At 64.8% G+C, this 14277-nt stretch carries 14 protein-coding genes; 8 read left to right on the forward strand and 6 right to left on the reverse strand.

Features of this window, described 5'->3' with window-relative positions:
• Positions 1-10: 10 nt before the first annotated feature.
• Positions 11-1117 carry a DNA-processing protein DprA gene (dprA, locus tag HH302_RS09550; protein ID WP_216661852.1) on the reverse strand — a complete coding sequence of 369 codons (1107 nt, stop codon included), beginning with the start codon at positions 1115-1117 and terminating at the stop codon, positions 11-13.
• A complete protein-coding gene (locus tag HH302_RS09555; protein WP_172201668.1) occupies positions 1114-2145 on the reverse strand; it encodes a LysM peptidoglycan-binding domain-containing protein in 1032 nt (343 codons plus the stop codon). The genes dprA and HH302_RS09555 overlap by 4 nt, the downstream gene beginning before the upstream one ends.
• Positions 2146-2275: 130 nt before the next feature.
• On the opposite strand from HH302_RS09555, the gene def reads away from it, so the two are divergent.
• The 8 genes from def (at position 2276) to HH302_RS09595 (ending at position 10546) form a co-directional block, all read left to right on the forward strand.
• On the forward strand, positions 2276-2779 hold the full coding sequence (def, locus tag HH302_RS09560) for a peptide deformylase (protein ID WP_172201669.1): 504 nt from the start codon (positions 2276-2278) through the stop codon (positions 2777-2779).
• A 60-nt stretch (positions 2780-2839) separates the two neighbouring features.
• Positions 2840-3775, forward strand: coding sequence for a methionyl-tRNA formyltransferase (fmt, locus tag HH302_RS09565; protein WP_172201670.1), 936 nt, complete (start codon positions 2840-2842; stop codon positions 3773-3775).
• Positions 3776-3832: 57 nt separating this feature from the next.
• Positions 3833-4678, forward strand: a complete 846-nt coding sequence (htpX, locus tag HH302_RS09570; RefSeq protein WP_172201671.1) for a zinc metalloprotease HtpX — start codon at positions 3833-3835, stop codon at positions 4676-4678.
• On the forward strand, positions 4678-5112 hold the full coding sequence (locus HH302_RS09575; RefSeq protein ID WP_172201672.1) for a DUF3293 domain-containing protein: 435 nt from the start codon (positions 4678-4680) through the stop codon (positions 5110-5112). The genes htpX and HH302_RS09575 overlap by 1 nt, the downstream gene beginning before the upstream one ends.
• Positions 5113-5318: 206 nt before the next feature.
• On the forward strand, positions 5319-6587 hold the full coding sequence (gene rsmB, locus HH302_RS09580) for a 16S rRNA (cytosine(967)-C(5))-methyltransferase RsmB (protein WP_253946080.1): 1269 nt from the start codon (positions 5319-5321) through the stop codon (positions 6585-6587).
• Positions 6547-7167 (forward strand): DUF4390 domain-containing protein, encoded by a 621-nt coding sequence (locus HH302_RS09585; RefSeq protein WP_172201674.1) that lies wholly within the window; start codon positions 6547-6549, stop codon positions 7165-7167. The genes rsmB and HH302_RS09585 overlap by 41 nt, the downstream gene beginning before the upstream one ends.
• Positions 7164-9287, forward strand: a complete 2124-nt coding sequence (locus HH302_RS09590; protein ID WP_172201675.1) for an ATP-binding protein — start codon at positions 7164-7166, stop codon at positions 9285-9287. The genes HH302_RS09585 and HH302_RS09590 overlap by 4 nt, the downstream gene beginning before the upstream one ends.
• A 14-nt stretch (positions 9288-9301) precedes the next feature.
• The gene (locus HH302_RS09595) at positions 9302-10546 is read left to right on the forward strand and encodes a sigma-54 dependent transcriptional regulator (protein ID WP_172201676.1); all 1245 of its coding nucleotides are present in this window, start codon (positions 9302-9304) and stop codon (positions 10544-10546) included.
• A gap of 65 nt (positions 10547-10611) precedes the next feature.
• Here HH302_RS09595 and HH302_RS09600 read toward each other — a convergent pair whose 3' ends face one another.
• The 4 genes from HH302_RS09600 to HH302_RS09615 are packed head-to-tail and all read right to left on the reverse strand — an operon-like array spanning position 10612 to position 14157.
• Positions 10612-11349: an ABC transporter ATP-binding protein gene (locus tag HH302_RS09600; RefSeq protein ID WP_172201677.1), complete on the reverse strand. Its 738-nt coding sequence runs from the start codon at positions 11347-11349 to the stop codon at positions 10612-10614.
• The gene (locus tag HH302_RS09605) at positions 11339-12112 is read right to left on the reverse strand and encodes an ABC transporter ATP-binding protein (protein WP_172201678.1); all 774 of its coding nucleotides are present in this window, start codon (positions 12110-12112) and stop codon (positions 11339-11341) included. Before HH302_RS09605 ends, HH302_RS09600 begins: the two co-directional genes overlap by 11 nt.
• The gene (locus tag HH302_RS09610; protein WP_172201680.1) at positions 12109-13209 is read right to left on the reverse strand and encodes an ABC transporter ATP-binding protein; all 1101 of its coding nucleotides are present in this window, start codon (positions 13207-13209) and stop codon (positions 12109-12111) included. Before HH302_RS09610 ends, HH302_RS09605 begins: the two co-directional genes overlap by 4 nt.
• 15 nt (positions 13210-13224) lie before the next feature.
• Complete coding sequence (locus HH302_RS09615) at positions 13225-14157, reverse strand: branched-chain amino acid ABC transporter permease (RefSeq protein WP_172201682.1); 933 nt, start codon at positions 14155-14157, stop codon at positions 13225-13227.
• Between the last annotated feature and the right edge of the window lie 120 nt (positions 14158-14277).

Here is a 14277-nt window from a genome sequence, read left to right on the forward strand (position 1 = left end):
CAGCCAAGGGTCATTGCAGGCGCTGGAAGCGTCCGCCGGGCAGTCGTGCGACCCGGCCAGCGAGTTCCAGCTCCAACAGAATGGCGAAGAGGGCATCAGGCGTCAACTTGCTGCGAGTGCACAAGGTGTCCGGATCGACCGGATCGAAACCCAGCGCGTCGAGAACCTGCGCCTCTGCTCCGACCCCGCCGCCTTCTTGGGCGGCAGCGTTCGGGGCGGCCAGAGCAGGTGCCACGCCCCCCTGCCAACGCAGTTCGTCGAGCACATCCTGCGCAGACTCCACCAGTTTCGCGCCCTGCTTGATCAACTGGTGACAGCCTTTTGACAGCGGCGAATGGATAGAGCCAGGAATCGCAAACACCTCACGCCCGAGTTCGCCGGCAAGCCTTGCGGTAATCAGCGAGCCGCTCGCAGGCGCAGCCTCGACAACCAGCACACCCTGTGCGAGCCCGGCGATCAGACGATTGCGCCTTGGAAAATTGTGCGCCACCGACGGGGTCCCCAGCGGGAACTCGCTGACGATGGCGCCGGCCTCGGCAATCCGGTGCGCCAGCGGCGCATTGCGCGCCGGGTATATCCGGTCGGCACCGGTGCCAATGAAAGCCACCGTGCTGCCGGCCCCGTCCAATGCCCCGCGATGTGCCGCAGCGTCGATACCCAAAGCCAGTCCGCTGACAATGGTCAAGCCAGCCTCAGATAGCGCACGCGAAAACGCCTCCGCATTCGCAATGCCCTGGGCCGTCGCACTTCGGCTGCCGACAACCGCAAGCGCGCGCCGGCCAAGCAAGGCCACCTGCCCTTTGACGTAGAGCAGCAGAGGCGGATCAACGGTCTGCAGTAATGCCGCAGGGTACTGCGCGTCAGCCAGCGTCAGCAGCGTGTTACCTGGCTGCGACGCCCATGCAAGCGCGGCATCGACGGCTGCGGCATTGTCGGTATCAAAAAGGCGTGCGGCAAGCGCTTCGCCGACGACACCCGCCACCGCACGCCGCCCCGAAGCGAAAACGGCCTCCGGAAGTCCGAAGGCCGCAAGAAGGGCGCGCTGCTTCTCCGGCCCGACACCTGGTATCAGCGTCAGGCGGAGCCATGCCGCCAGGTCGGCGGTGTCGTCGATCAAGGCTGACGGACGGCGTCAGCCACCTTGACCGGACCTGCGCTCTCAACCACAAGGGCATACGCCACGCGGTCAAATACGCGGAACACGAAAAGCGCGCCGTAGCGTTCTTCGGGCAGTGCAATCGTCTCTTTCTTGCCGTCCATGTCGTACTTGGCATCGCCACGGGTGCGGTAGATCGCCAACACATGGCCCGGCTCCAGACCTGCGGCGCGACCGGCCGAGACCGTCACGATGCTGTACTTGCCGGTGTACTGGATACCGTCGTGGACCTTGACGATACGCGCATCAACCTTGCCACTCGGTGCATGCGGCACATAGGACATGATCTCCGGCTTGCCAGCCGGCAGCATGCGGTCGCCGGCGTTCACTTCGCGTTGCACCGACGTGATTTCCATCGTTGCCGGCGAGCCGTCCTGAACCACGCGTGCAGAGCCGAGATAGGCGGCTTCGTAACCGAGCAATTCGTTGGTAACCGGGTCCTTCAAGGGTTGCGCGCGGCGGTAGATCTGCCAATCGCTGACGCCCGCGGTGACGTTGCGAGCGAAGATCGTGTCACCCGGCCCGTTGAGCAGACGGTTGTCGTCGGACGCAACGATCGTGGCGCTGCCGGCCAGGTCGTTTTCCGACACGAAGAGTGGGCGCGACAGGAAGGGTTCGATCCGGTGCAGCGGCACGCTTGCGATCGGGCTGAGGTCTTCGGCGCGAACCTGCGGCTTCAACTTCACGGTGCCACCATCGCCCGACGGCGGCGTGGTCGTCAGATATGGACCACTGCGATCCAGGTAGATCGTCTGGCCAGGATAGATCCAGTGCGGGTTCTTGATCTGTTCGCGGTTAAGGCGCCAGACTTGCGGCCACAGCCACGGGTGCTTGAGGAACTTACCGGAGATATCCCACAGCGTGTCGCCCTTGACGACGGTGTAGGAGTCGGGGGCGTTGTCCGCCAGTTTGACGGTATCTGCCACCGCCGAAGCCGAAGCGACGGACAGTCCCAGAGCCAGGGCCAGCGCGGATATAATGCGGAACATGAATCTGCCTCGGTGTTGTTGAGCCATTATCGGGCGGACGCCCTGGCGGCCTGTTATCGGTGCTTTAGCACACGGGCATCGAGATTTCACTTCAGATTCTGCACATAGTCACTTCATCCAGCAAGCATTTATGGCGCTACTGCCCATCCTTCACTATCCCGATCCGCGCCTTCATACGAAGGCTTCGCCGGTGGCCGAAGTCACCGACGAGTTGCGCACACTTATTCGCGACATGGCTGAAACCATGTACGAGGCGCCGGGCGTCGGGCTCGCGGCGACCCAGGTCAACGTCCACAAGCGCATCGTGGTGATTGACGTCTCCGAGGACAAAACCGGCCTGCGCGCCTATATCAACCCGGAGATCATTGCGCGCTCCGGCGAGCAGGTGTGTGAGGAAGGCTGCCTCTCGGTGCCCGGCATCTACGAGAAAGTGACCCGCGCCGAGCGTGTGAAGGTGCGGGCGCTCGACGAACAGGGCAAGCCCTTCGAGCTGGAAGCAGATGGGCTATTGGCCGTGTGCATCCAACACGAAATCGATCATCTGGATGGCAAGGTTTTCGTCGAATACCTGTCGCCACTCAAGCTCAACCGTATCAAGTCGAAGCTCGCCAAGCGCTCGCGCATCACGGCCTGACCACACCGGGGTCGCGCGCCGCGCGGCCCGGTTCAACCAATCCATGCCTTCCGCCCCCAGATGAGAGTCGCTTTCGCCGGAACACCCGAATTCGCCGCCGAGGCACTGCGCGCAATCATCGCTGCGGGCTTTGAAGTGCCCTTGGTGCTTACACAGCCAGACCGCCCTGCCGGCCGTGGCATGCAGTTGATGCCCAGCCCGGTCAAACAAGTGGCGCTCGCCCACGGCATCCCCGTCGACCAGCCCGAAAAGCTGCGCACCGATGCACAGCAAGCCACGCTGCGCGCAGTCAATGCCGAAATCCTGGTAGTCGCCGCGTACGGCCTGATTCTGCCGCAAGCGGTGCTGGATCTTCCGCGCCACGGCTGCGTGAACATCCACGCTTCACTCCTGCCGCGCTGGCGTGGCGCCGCGCCGATCCATCGAGCAATCGAGGCGGGTGACAGCGAGACCGGCATCACGATCATGCAGATGGACGCCGGACTCGACACAGGGGACATGCTGCTCAAGCGCGCGATCCCGATCGCGCCCGACGACACGACAGCCAGCCTGCACGACAAGCTCGCCGCTTTGGGGGGCGAGATGATCGTGGACGCGCTGCACCAGATCGCGCTGTGCGAATTGGCGCCTGCGCCGCAACCGGCGGAAGGCGTCACCTACGCCAGCAAGATCGCAAAAACCGAAGCTGCGCTGGATTTCCGCGAGCCTGCCGAGGTCCTAGCGCGACGTCTGCGCGCTTTCGACCCGTTCCCTGGCGGCGTAGCCACAATAGATGGCCAGACGATCAAACTCTGGCGGGCCGTCGCGGAAGCGGGTGCGGGCGAACCGGGCACGATTCTCGGGGCCGACGGCCATGGCGTGCGCGTCGCTTGCGGCAGCGGCGTCCTGCGCCTGACGGAGTTGCAGAAGCCGGGCAGCAAACGCCTGGCGGCAGCGGATTTTCTGCGGGGTTTGCCCTTGCAAGCCGGCCAGCGTTTCGCGCTTCCCGACGCTTGATTTGCGGGCGCATCGCGCCCATATCGAAACGGACACGCCTTCGCACAAGGAGCCCAGATGTTCGGAAACTGGCTGAAAACCTCGATCCTGATGGCCGGGATCATCGCGCTGTTCGGCGTCGTCGGCGCGGCGATCGGCGGCAAGGGCGGCATGATCCTGGCGCTGCTGCTCGGCGGCGGCATGAATCTGTTCTCGTACTGGTTCTCGGACAAGATGGTGCTGCGCATGTACAACGCGCAGGAGGTCGACGCGGCGACCTCGCCCTACCTCTACAACATGGTGGAGGGGCTCGCGCGCAACGCGGGGCTGCCGATGCCGCGCGTCTACATCATCAACGAACAGCAGCCCAACGCCTTCGCCACCGGCCGCAACCCCGACAACGCTGCGGTGGCCGCAACCACGGGCATCCTGCAGATGCTGACCGAGCGGGAACTGCGCGGCGTGATGGCACATGAACTCGCGCATGTGAAGCACCGCGACATCCTGATTTCAACGATCTCCGCCACCCTCGCCGGTGCGATCTCGGCGCTCGCCAACTTCGCAATGTTCTTCGGCGGCCGCGATGAAGACGGGCGCCCGGCCAATCCGCTGGTCGGCATCCTTGTCGCGATTCTCGCCCCACTCGCTGCCAGCCTGATCCAGATGGCGATTTCACGTGCACGCGAGTACGAAGCCGACCGCGGCGGCGCCGAGATCAGCGGCGACCCCGGCGCACTCGCCGATGCCCTGCAGAAGATCGATTACTACGCTCGCGGCATTCCGATGCCCTCGGCCGAAGCGCACCCCGAGACCGGACAAATGATGATCATGAATCCGCTTTCGGGCGGCGGCCTCGCCGGTATGTTCTCCACGCACCCGCCCACCGAAGAGCGAATCCGCCGCCTGCGGGCAATGCGCGGCTGATGATCGACGCAGCAGCGAGCGCACTTCCGGCGGACCTGATCCAGGCCTACCGGGCGGCGCATTACCGGGTGCTCACGGCCCCTCCGCTGCTGCTTCGGATCGACCAGCCAGATCCGGCGCTAGCCAATTTGTTGTCGGGTCACGGCGCCAAACGGGCCGTGCTGCTTACGGCGAGCAACCCTGCCAGCGCCCTGTTATCCGACAACGACAACGCACAACGGCACACCCGCCTGCTCGATGCGCTCGCGCAGCGGAAACTGCTGGCGCTTCCCGCATGCAACGAATCACCGAAGGGCGATTGGCCCAACGAAGCGAGCGTGCTTGTCTTGCATGCCGATATTGCGCTGGGGACTGAGCTGGCCATGGCGTTCGGCCAGAACGCCTTCGTCGCGATTGCATACGACGCAACGCCCAGGCTGGTGCTGCTGCGCTGAGACGGCAGCGCGGGCAGCTTGCGCCGCCGGCGGCAAACAGGTAAACCTCAGTTCCAACTTCTGACCGGGCCGGCGACGGCCCCCTTCCCATGTCCAGTTTCCGCCCCCGCCCTGCCGGCCGCGCAAGTGTGCGTTCCGACTCGCCCCGCACGCCGCAGCGCAGCGCCCCTCGCCCGCCGGCACTACCGCCGATGCCACCGGACTCGATGGCCCGCGCGATGTGGGTAGCAGCGGAGGCCGTCGCACGGGTGCGCGACGGCTATGCGCTGAACGACGGCCTGGCCAGCTTGTGGGCGGCCCACCCCGATCTGCCGCCCAGCACACGCGGTGCGGCACAGGATCTGATCTACGGCACGCTGCGCGACTTCGGCCGCGGCGACGCCATGCTCGCCCGCCTGCTCCGGCAACCATTGACGGAGCCGACCATCGACGCGCTGCTGCGAGTCGCCCTGCACCGCCTCGAAGTCCGTCCGGAGACGGCGCACACGGTGGTCGACCAGGCAGTCGAGGTGGCAGCCCGCGTCGCCCGCGGCGGTCTCAAGAGCCTCGTCAATGCGGTGTTACGTAACGCGCTGCGGCAGCGCGATACGCTCGCCACCGCGCTCGCGCGCACCCCGGAATCGCATTGGCGGCATCCGGCATGGTGGATCGATCGCATCAAACGCAACCAGCCGCAAACCTGGGAAGCCGTTCTTGGCGCGGCGAACACGCACCCGCCGATGACGCTGCGGATCAACCCACGCCGCACAGCACCGGACGCGATGGCCGCCGAACTGGTCGCCGCCGGCCACGCCGGGCGCTGGCTCGGTCCCTACGCCTGGCGCCTGGATCGTCCGGCGCCTGTGGCATCGCTGCCAGGCTATGCGGATGGCCGCCTCTCGGTCCAGGATTGGGGCGCGCAGCAAGCGGCCGCAATGCTGGATGTGCGCGACGGCATGCGGATACTCGACGCCTGCGCCGCACCGGGCGGCAAGACCGCACACATGCTCGAACTGCATGACTGCCGCCTGCTGGCGTTGGACGCCGACCCTCGCCGCGCGCAACGCATCGCCGCCAACCTGGAACGCCTTGGTCTGAGTGCCGACGTGCGTTGCGGTGACGCTCGCTCACCGCGCGAATGGTGGGATGGGCAAGGTTTTGACCGCATCCTCGCCGATGTACCCTGCTCCGCCTCAGGCGTCGCGCGCCGCCATCCGGACATCAAGTGGTTGCGTAGAGCCGACGATATTGGCAATTTTGCAACAGTTCAGCGCGAGATTCTCGACGCGCTCTGGCCGCTACTCAGTCCGGGCGGCAAAATGCTATACGTGACGTGCTCGTTGTTCCCGGAGGAAAACAGTCTTCAGGTTGCCCGCTTTGCGGCGCGGCATTCAGACTGTCAGCGCGTCCCGCTCGACGCAGCGCTCGAGCGAACGCTGCTGCCCGATGCGGACCATGACGGTTTCTTCTTTGCCTTGCTCGAAAAACAGGCCTGACTTCCTAGCGCTACTGCGCCAGCTGCTGATCGGCTGCACGCTGCTGCTCGGTCTCACGGCACTGCCGGCGGCGGCGCAGAGCACGGCCGCGATCCGCTATGCCGAGCTCCTGCCGACCGACGACCAGTACGTCCTGAACGCCGACGTCTCGGTCGAACTCAATCCGCGCCTCGAAGAGATCGTGCTGCGTGGCATTGCGCTGCATTTCGTTGCCGAGTTCATCCTCACCCGCGGCCGCTGGTACTGGCTCGACGAGACGATCGTCGAACGTCGCATCGCCTTCCGCCTGACCTATCACGCACTGACGCAGAAGTACCGGCTTGCGACCGGGTCGCTGGGGCAGAACTTCGACACGCTCGAAGAAGCGCTGCGCACGATGACCCGGCTGCGCAACTGGGCCATCGTCGATCGCAGCCGGCTACGCGGCGGCGAGTCCTACAACGCCGCGCTGCGCTTCCGGCTCGACACCGACCAGCTGCCCAAGCCCTTCCAGGTCACCGCGATCGGTTCTCGCGATTGGACGCTGGAGACCGACTGGTCGCGCTGGACTTTCCTCGCATCGGCGGCTGAGCGCCGATGAGGGCAGTCATTGCGGCGGTGTCCGCGCTGGCCGGCATCATGCTGTTTTTGCTGGCTGCCGCGAGTTCCAAGTCCTCCGCCCTGATCCGCAACTACCCACTGCTGCTGGGTCTCAACGGCACGGTTGCCGCGGTGCTGCTGGGGCTGGTCGGCTTCCAGATGCGCACGCTGTGGGTGCAGTACCGCGAACATCAGTTCGGCTCGCGCCTGAAGCTCAAGCTGCTGGGCCTGTTCGCGCTGATGGCGCTGGTGCCGGGTCTGGTGATCTACGGTGTCTCGCTGCAGTTCGCCACGCGTTCGATTGAATCCTGGTTCGATGTGAAGGTGGATGCCGCGCTCGACTCTGGCATCCAGCTCGGACGCAACGCCCTCGACTACCTGCTCGACCAGCTCGCCGGCCGCGCGCGAGATACCGCCGACACGCTGGCCGAATCGCTCGGCGATACCGGCACCGCGGTATCAGCCGCCCGCCTTGATCGCCTGCGGGATGAAGCCGGGGCCGACGTCGCCGCGCTGCTTGCCGGCAACGGCAAGGTCATCGTGTCGAGCGTTGGCAGCGGCACCACGCTGGCGCTGGAAACACACTCGAGCGCCTCGCTCCGCCTCGCGCGCGGCGCACGCGGCCTGCGCACCGTGGAGGGCGAAGGCAGCGGCGAGCTGTGGCTGCGCGTGATCGTGCCGATTCCGGCTCGCAACCTGGCCGCGAATATCGAGTTCCTGCAGATGTCCAAGCGTGTGCCGCCGCAGATCGTGCGCACCATGGAGAACATCCAGAACGGCAGTCGTGACTACCAGGAGCTGCTGCTCGGCCGCGAGGGCCTGATGCGGATCTACAGCCTCACGCTGACGCTGACGCTGCTGCTTGCGCTGTTCGCTGCGCTGGCGGCGGCGTTCGAGATTGCACGCTCGCTCTCCGCCCCCCTGTCCATCCTCGCCGAGGGTACGCAGGCGGTTGCGGCGGGCGACTTCTCGCCGCGCCAGGCACTGCCCGGTCGCGACGAACTGGGTGTGCTGACACAGAACTTCAATCGCATGACGCGCCAGCTGCAGGACGCACGCGCGCAGGCGGAGCGCAACCGCGCGGAGGTCGAAGCCGCGCGGGTGTACCTTGAAAGCGTGCTCGGCAACCTTTCGGCCGGTGTGCTGGCCTTCTCCGACAACGGGCGTCTGCGCGCAGCCAACCGCGGCGCAATGCTGATTCTCGGCGACGATCTGGCCGGCTTCGAGAGCCTCACGCTCGATGCCTGGCCACGGCATCAGGCCTTTCGCGACGTGGTGATCGCGGAGTTCGACAAACACGACGACGACTGGACACGCGAAGTCGAGCTCACCCGCGACGACGGCCGAAACCAGACCCTGCTGCTGCGCGGCTCGCGCCTGCCGCCCGGCAGCGCCGGTGGCTACGTGGTGGTGTTCGACGATGTGACCGAGCTGATTTCCGCCCAGCGCAATGCCGCATGGGCTGAAGTGGCGCGCCGGCTCGCGCACGAGATCAAGAATCCACTCACGCCGATCCAGCTCTCGGCCGAACGCCTGCAGCACAAGCTGGCGTCCAAGCTCGATCCGGATTCCCAGGCGATGCTCGCGCGCGCCACGCAGACCATCGTCAACCAGGTCGAGGCGATGAAGAACATGGTCAACGACTTCCGCGACTACGCGCGGATGCCGCCATCCAACCTCGCGCCGCTCGACCTGAACGCGCTGATCGGCGAAGTGCTCGGCCTGTACGAGAGCTCACGCGTAAAAATCGAACTGGAGCTCGCGCCCGAGCTGCCGCGCGTGCTCGGCGACGCCACACAGCTGCGGCAGGTGATCCACAACCTGCTGACCAATGCCGAGGACGCCCTGAGCGAGGAGGCCAACCCCACCGTCACGCTCGCCACACGTCGCGACAATCGCCGTGTCGAATTCATGGTGCGCGACAACGGCCCGGGCTTTCCGCCCGCCATGCTCGCGCGCGCCTTCGAGCCCTACGTCACCAGCAAGGCGCGTGGCTCAGGGCTCGGTCTGGCGATCGTCAAGAAGATCACGGACGAACACCACGGCGAAATTTCGATCCTCAATCTGGAACCCCACGGCGCGGAAATCCGTCTCCGACTTCCGCTTGCTCCAACCGTCTGATACCGTTGCATGCTATGGCAAAGATTCTGGTGGTCGACGACGAAGTCGGCATCCGCGAACTGCTCTCCGAAATCCTCTCGGACGAAGGCTACGATGTAGTGCTCGCCGAGAACGCTACGGCGGCACGCAATGCGCGGCTCGCCGCGCGCCCGGACGTGGTATTGCTCGACATCTGGATGCCGGATACCGATGGCGTCACGCTGCTCAAGGAGTGGTCGGCGAACGATCTGCTGACGATGCCCGTGATCATGATGTCCGGACACGGCACCATCGACACGGCTGTCGAAGCGGTGCGCCTCGGCGCAATGGATTTCCTCGAGAAGCCGATTGCACTGCAGAAGCTGCTCGCAGCGGTGCGGCGTGGCCTGCAGCGGCAACCGGCGGTGCGCCCGCGTGCGGCGCTTTCGCTGGCGTCCTTCCCTCGCTCGGGTCCGCTCAAGGAGTTGCGGCGCCGACTCGAACAGATCGCGGAAAAATCCCGTGTTCTGACCTTGCGCGTCAGCGGCGGCAGCATCGTCGAACTGTGCGCGCGCTGCCTGCAGACGGGCGGTGCACCGTGGTTCGATCTGGCAGCGTTGACGCAGCCGATTGATCTATCGGCGCTGGAGAACGCACGCGGCGGTGTGCTGTTCGTGGAAGATCTCGCAAACCTCTCGCGCGCGCAGCAAAAAAACCTCAGCTTCGCACTGGAGCGCCTCGATAAGTACGACCTGCGTGCGGTATTCGGCTGCAGCCGGAGCAGCGAAGAACTCGCGAACGACGGCTGGGATCCGCTGACACTCAAGCGCCTGTTTGAGGTCACGCTTGCCCCGCCCTCGCTGACCGAACTGAAGGACGAAGTACCGGAGATGGCCAATCAGGCGTTGGTGCAGCTGTCGGAATCCGGCGAGGTACCGCCGCGCCGCTTCGCCACAGCCGCACTGAACGTACTGCGCAACAAGGCCTGGCCGGGAGGCTTCAACGAGCTGCGCGCTGCAGTGCGTTCGCTCGCCCTGGGCACACTGGAAGACGAGATTGGCGCCGAAGATGTGCAGCGCCTGCTCGGCCGTACGCCAAGCGCCGCTGCATCGGCCCTGCCACTCGATCTGCCGCTGCGTGAGGCACGCGAGAGCTTCGAGCGGATGTACTTCGAGTACCACCTGCAGCTTGAGAGTGGCAACATCACCCGACTGGCTGAAAAGACCGGGCTGGAGCGCACGCACCTTTACCGCAAGCTCAAGCAACTGGGCATCCCGCTCGGTCGCCGCAACGACGGCTGAGTCTCCCGAGACTCAAAAAAGAAGCCGCCCGAGGGCGGCTTCGTGCTTTCAACGGTGCACTTCGATCAGGCCGCTTCGCCGAGGTAGGCGGAACGCACCTTCGGGTCGTGCAGCAGATCCTGCCCGCTACCCGACAAGGTGATCTTGCCGCTTTCCATCACATAGGCGCGGTTCGAAAAGCCCAGCGCGAGGTTGGCGTTCTGCTCCACCAACAAGACCGTGACGCCCTGCTTCATGACGGTGTGAATCACCTCGAAGATCTTCTCGACGATCAGCGGCGCGAGGCCCATCGACGGTTCGTCCAGCAGCAGCAGCTTCGGGCGTGACAGCAGCGCACGGCCGATTGCGACCATCTGCTGCTCACCGCCGGAAAGGGTGCCGGCCACCTGCGGCAACCGTTCCTTCACGCGCGGGAGCATTTCGTACACTCGCTGCAGGTCGGCCTCGATCTCGGCCTTGTCGGTGCGGGTGTAGGCACCCATGCGCAGGTTCTCTTCGACCGTGAGGCGGGTAAAGATGCCACGCCCTTCCGGCACCAGCGCGATACCGGCGCGCAAGCGCTTGTGAGCGGGCATGCCGGCGATCGCGCTACCGGCATAGCTCAAGTCTCCACCGGACAATTGCAGGGTGCCGGCGATCGCGTTGAGGGTCGTTGTCTTGCCGGCTCCGTTGGCCCCGATCAGGGAAACCAGCTCACCCGAGAACAGTTCAAGATCGATACCCTTGACGGCCTGGATCTGGCCGTACGCGATCCGCGCGTCGCGCAGCTGCAGCAGCGGTGCAGCCGGATTGTCATGCGGCATGGTGTGCGCCTCCCAGATAAGCCTCGATCACCGCGGGATTGCGCTGCACTTCAGCGGGTACGTCCTCAGCGATCTTCTTGCCGAAGTCGAGCACCGCGACACGATCGCAGAGGCCCATCACCAGCTTCACATCGTGTTCGATCAACAGCACCGTTGTGCCGTCGCCGCGGATGGTTTCGATCAGGTTGCGCAGTTGCGCGGTTTCGGTCGCGTTCATGCCGGCAGCCGGTTCGTCGAGCGCCAGCAAGCGCGGTTCGGTTGCAAGGCCGCGCGCAATTTCAAGCCGACGCTGATCGCCATACGAGAGATTGCGCGAGAGCGTACGGGCGTGCTTTTCGATGCCCACGTACTTGAGCAGTTCATACGCGCGCTCGGTCGTCAGCTTTTCCTCTTCGCGTGTATGCCGCGTCTGAAGCAACACACCGAGCAGGCCGGTCTTGGTGCGGATGTGATGGCCCGCCATCACGTTCTCAAGCGCGGTCATCTCGCGGAACAGGCGGATATTCTGGAAGGTCCGCGCGATGCCGCGATTGACAATGCGATCCGGCTTGCCGAGAGGCAGTTCGGAGCCGTTGAAGACGAACTCGCCGTCCTCCGGCGTATACGCGCCAGTCAGCACGTTGAAGAAGGTCGTCTTGCCGGCGCCGTTCGGGCCGATCAGGCCGTACACCTCACCCTTGTTGATCGTGAGCGAAACCTCGGTGAGCGCCTTCAGGCCACCGAAGCGTTTGCTCACGGCGCGAGCTTCGAGCAGGGTGATCATTGCGCGATCTCCTTGTCGCCGAGCAGATCGGCCTTGGAGTAGCGCGACTGGGCGGGCACGAGGCCCGCAGGCTTGAGCAGCATCATCAGGATCATGGCAAGCGAGAGCAGCAGCATGCGCAGCACTTCAGGATCAAGGAAGACCTTGCCGAAGATCGCCATCTGCACCGGCAAGGCGATGTAACGCAGCACTTCCGGCAAGAAGGAGAGCGCCAGCGCGCCAACGATGACGCCGGCAAGGTTGCCCATGCCACCGAACACGATCATCGTCAGGATCGCGATCGACTCCATCAGCGTGAAGCTCTCGGGACTGACGAAGCCCTGAAACGCGCCGAACAGTCCGCCGGACACGCCACCAAAGGTCGCGCCCATCGCAAAGGCCAGCAGCTTGAGGTTGCGCGTGTTGATGCCGATCGCCTTGGCGGCGAGTTCGTCATCGCGGATCGCAGCCCAAGCACGCCCGATTCGCGAAACCTGAATGCGTTTGACCAGGATCACCGCGAGCACGACAAAGGCGAGGAACACGTAGTAGTAGAGGAACAGCGACTTGATCTGGAAGCCTTCGGTGATCTGCAGGCCGCGGTTCAGCTCGAGCCCGAACAAGGACATGCCGTCGATCTGATCGATGCCTTGCGGGCCGTTGGTGATGTTGACCGGGTGCGTCAGGTTGTTCATGAAGATCCGGACGATCTCACCGAAGCCCAGCGTCACGATCGCGAGATAGTCGCCGCGCAGCCTCAAGGTCGGGAAGCCCAAGGCGATGCCGGCGAGCGCGGCAAACCCGGCGCCGAGCGGCAACACGATCCAGAAGGGCAAATGCAGCCCGAAGTGGGGCGACGCGAGGAAAGCCCAGGTGTAGGCGCCGACGGCGTAGAACGCGATGTACCCCAAATCGAGTAGCCCCGCGAAGCCGACCACCAGGTTGAGGCCGATCGACAGCAGGATGTAGAGCATCGCGAAGTTCAGGATGCGCACCCAGGTATTGCCGAACATCGCGGCAACAACCGGTGAAACGAGCGCGATCACAACCAGCGCGACCAGCGCTGCCTTCGGGTTGCGCTTACCCAGAAACGGAATGGCTTGCGAAATATCGTTCATGTCTGCGTCCCCGCGTTACGCACGGTCGGCCACACGCTCGCCGAGCAGGCCAGTGGGGCGGAAGATCAGCACGATGCCGAGGATGATGAAGGCGAAGATGTCCTGGTAGCTGGAGTTGAGCCAGCCACCGCTCCATGTCTCGATATAGCCCGCGCCGATCGCCTCGACCAGACCGAGCACGATGCCGCCGACCATGGCGCCGGCAAGGTTGCCGATGCCACCGAGCACCGCTGCCGTAAAGGCCTTGAGCCCCGGCATGAACCCCATCGAATAGTGTGCGACGCCGTAGTTCGAGGCGATCATCACACCGGCCACTGCAGCCAATGCCGAGCCGATGATGAAGGTCAGCGCGATGATGCCGTTGGTGTCCACCCCCATCAGGCTTGCGACGCGATGGTTCTCGGCGGTCGCGCGCATCGCGCGGCCCATGTTGGTGCGCGTCACCAGCAGCACGAGGCCGACCATCATCGCGGCCGATAGGCCCACGGTGGTCATCTGCACCGGCGTCATGAACACGCCGGTCACCACCTCGATCGGCGCGGTCTGAATCAGTTGCGGGAAGCTGTGATAGTTGCGGCCCCAGATGATCATCGCGAGGGTCTGCAACAGAAACGAAACGCCGATCGCCGTGATCAGCGGCGCCAGACGCGGCGCATTGCGCAAACGTCGGTATGCGGTGCGTTCGATCGTGTAGCCGATCGCCATGCAGGCAGGCATCGCCACCATCAAGCCGAGCGCGAAATAGACGATCGGGCTGAGGCCCGGAATGGCCGCCTGAAAGAAAGTGATGGCCGTGTAGGCGACGAGGGCGCCGACCATCAAGACATCGCCGTGGGCGAAGTTGATCAGGCCAAGAATGCCATACACCATCGTGTAGCCCAGTGCAACGACAGCATAGACGCTGCCGACCACAAGGCCGTTGATGATCTGTTGAAGCAGGGTTTGCATCACGGGAGGAATCCTCGCGGAAAAACACACGGCCCCGATCTGGAAAGGGCTGCGCACCGCAGGGCGCAGCCCCCTAACCCGTCGCTGGGTCAAGCCGCGTTAGTGCGCACCGGACGGTGC

The organism is Niveibacterium sp. COAC-50 (assembly GCF_013184235.1).
Taxonomy (GTDB): Bacteria; Pseudomonadota; Gammaproteobacteria; order Burkholderiales; family Rhodocyclaceae; genus Niveibacterium; species Niveibacterium microcysteis.

What these genes read in the sequence shown, in the direction of transcription:
- HH302_RS09595 (WP_172201676.1), top strand. Translation starts at nt 9,302, where the DNA reads ATGGCAAAGATTCTGGTGGTCGACGACGAAGTCGGCATCCGCGAACTG.
- HH302_RS09615 (WP_172201682.1), bottom strand. Translation starts at nt 14,157, where the DNA reads ATGCAAACCCTGCTTCAACAGATCATCAACGGCCTTGTGGTCGGCAGC.
- def (WP_172201669.1), top strand. Translation starts at nt 2,276, where the DNA reads ATGGCGCTACTGCCCATCCTTCACTATCCCGATCCGCGCCTTCATACG.
- HH302_RS09610 (WP_172201680.1), bottom strand. Translation starts at nt 13,209, where the DNA reads ATGAACGATATTTCGCAAGCCATTCCGTTTCTGGGTAAGCGCAACCCG.
- HH302_RS09590 (WP_172201675.1), top strand. Translation starts at nt 7,164, where the DNA reads ATGAGGGCAGTCATTGCGGCGGTGTCCGCGCTGGCCGGCATCATGCTG.
- HH302_RS09575 (WP_172201672.1), top strand. Translation starts at nt 4,678, where the DNA reads ATGATCGACGCAGCAGCGAGCGCACTTCCGGCGGACCTGATCCAGGCC.
- HH302_RS09555 (WP_172201668.1), bottom strand. Translation starts at nt 2,145, where the DNA reads ATGTTCCGCATTATATCCGCGCTGGCCCTGGCTCTGGGACTGTCCGTC.
- htpX (WP_172201671.1), top strand. Translation starts at nt 3,833, where the DNA reads ATGTTCGGAAACTGGCTGAAAACCTCGATCCTGATGGCCGGGATCATC.
- rsmB (WP_253946080.1), top strand. Translation starts at nt 5,319, where the DNA reads ATGGCCCGCGCGATGTGGGTAGCAGCGGAGGCCGTCGCACGGGTGCGC.
- HH302_RS09585 (WP_172201674.1), top strand. Translation starts at nt 6,547, where the DNA reads ATGACGGTTTCTTCTTTGCCTTGCTCGAAAAACAGGCCTGACTTCCTA.
- HH302_RS09605 (WP_172201678.1), bottom strand. Translation starts at nt 12,112, where the DNA reads ATGATCACCCTGCTCGAAGCTCGCGCCGTGAGCAAACGCTTCGGTGGC.
- HH302_RS09600 (WP_172201677.1), bottom strand. Translation starts at nt 11,349, where the DNA reads ATGCCGCATGACAATCCGGCTGCACCGCTGCTGCAGCTGCGCGACGCG.
- fmt (WP_172201670.1), top strand. Translation starts at nt 2,840, where the DNA reads ATGAGAGTCGCTTTCGCCGGAACACCCGAATTCGCCGCCGAGGCACTG.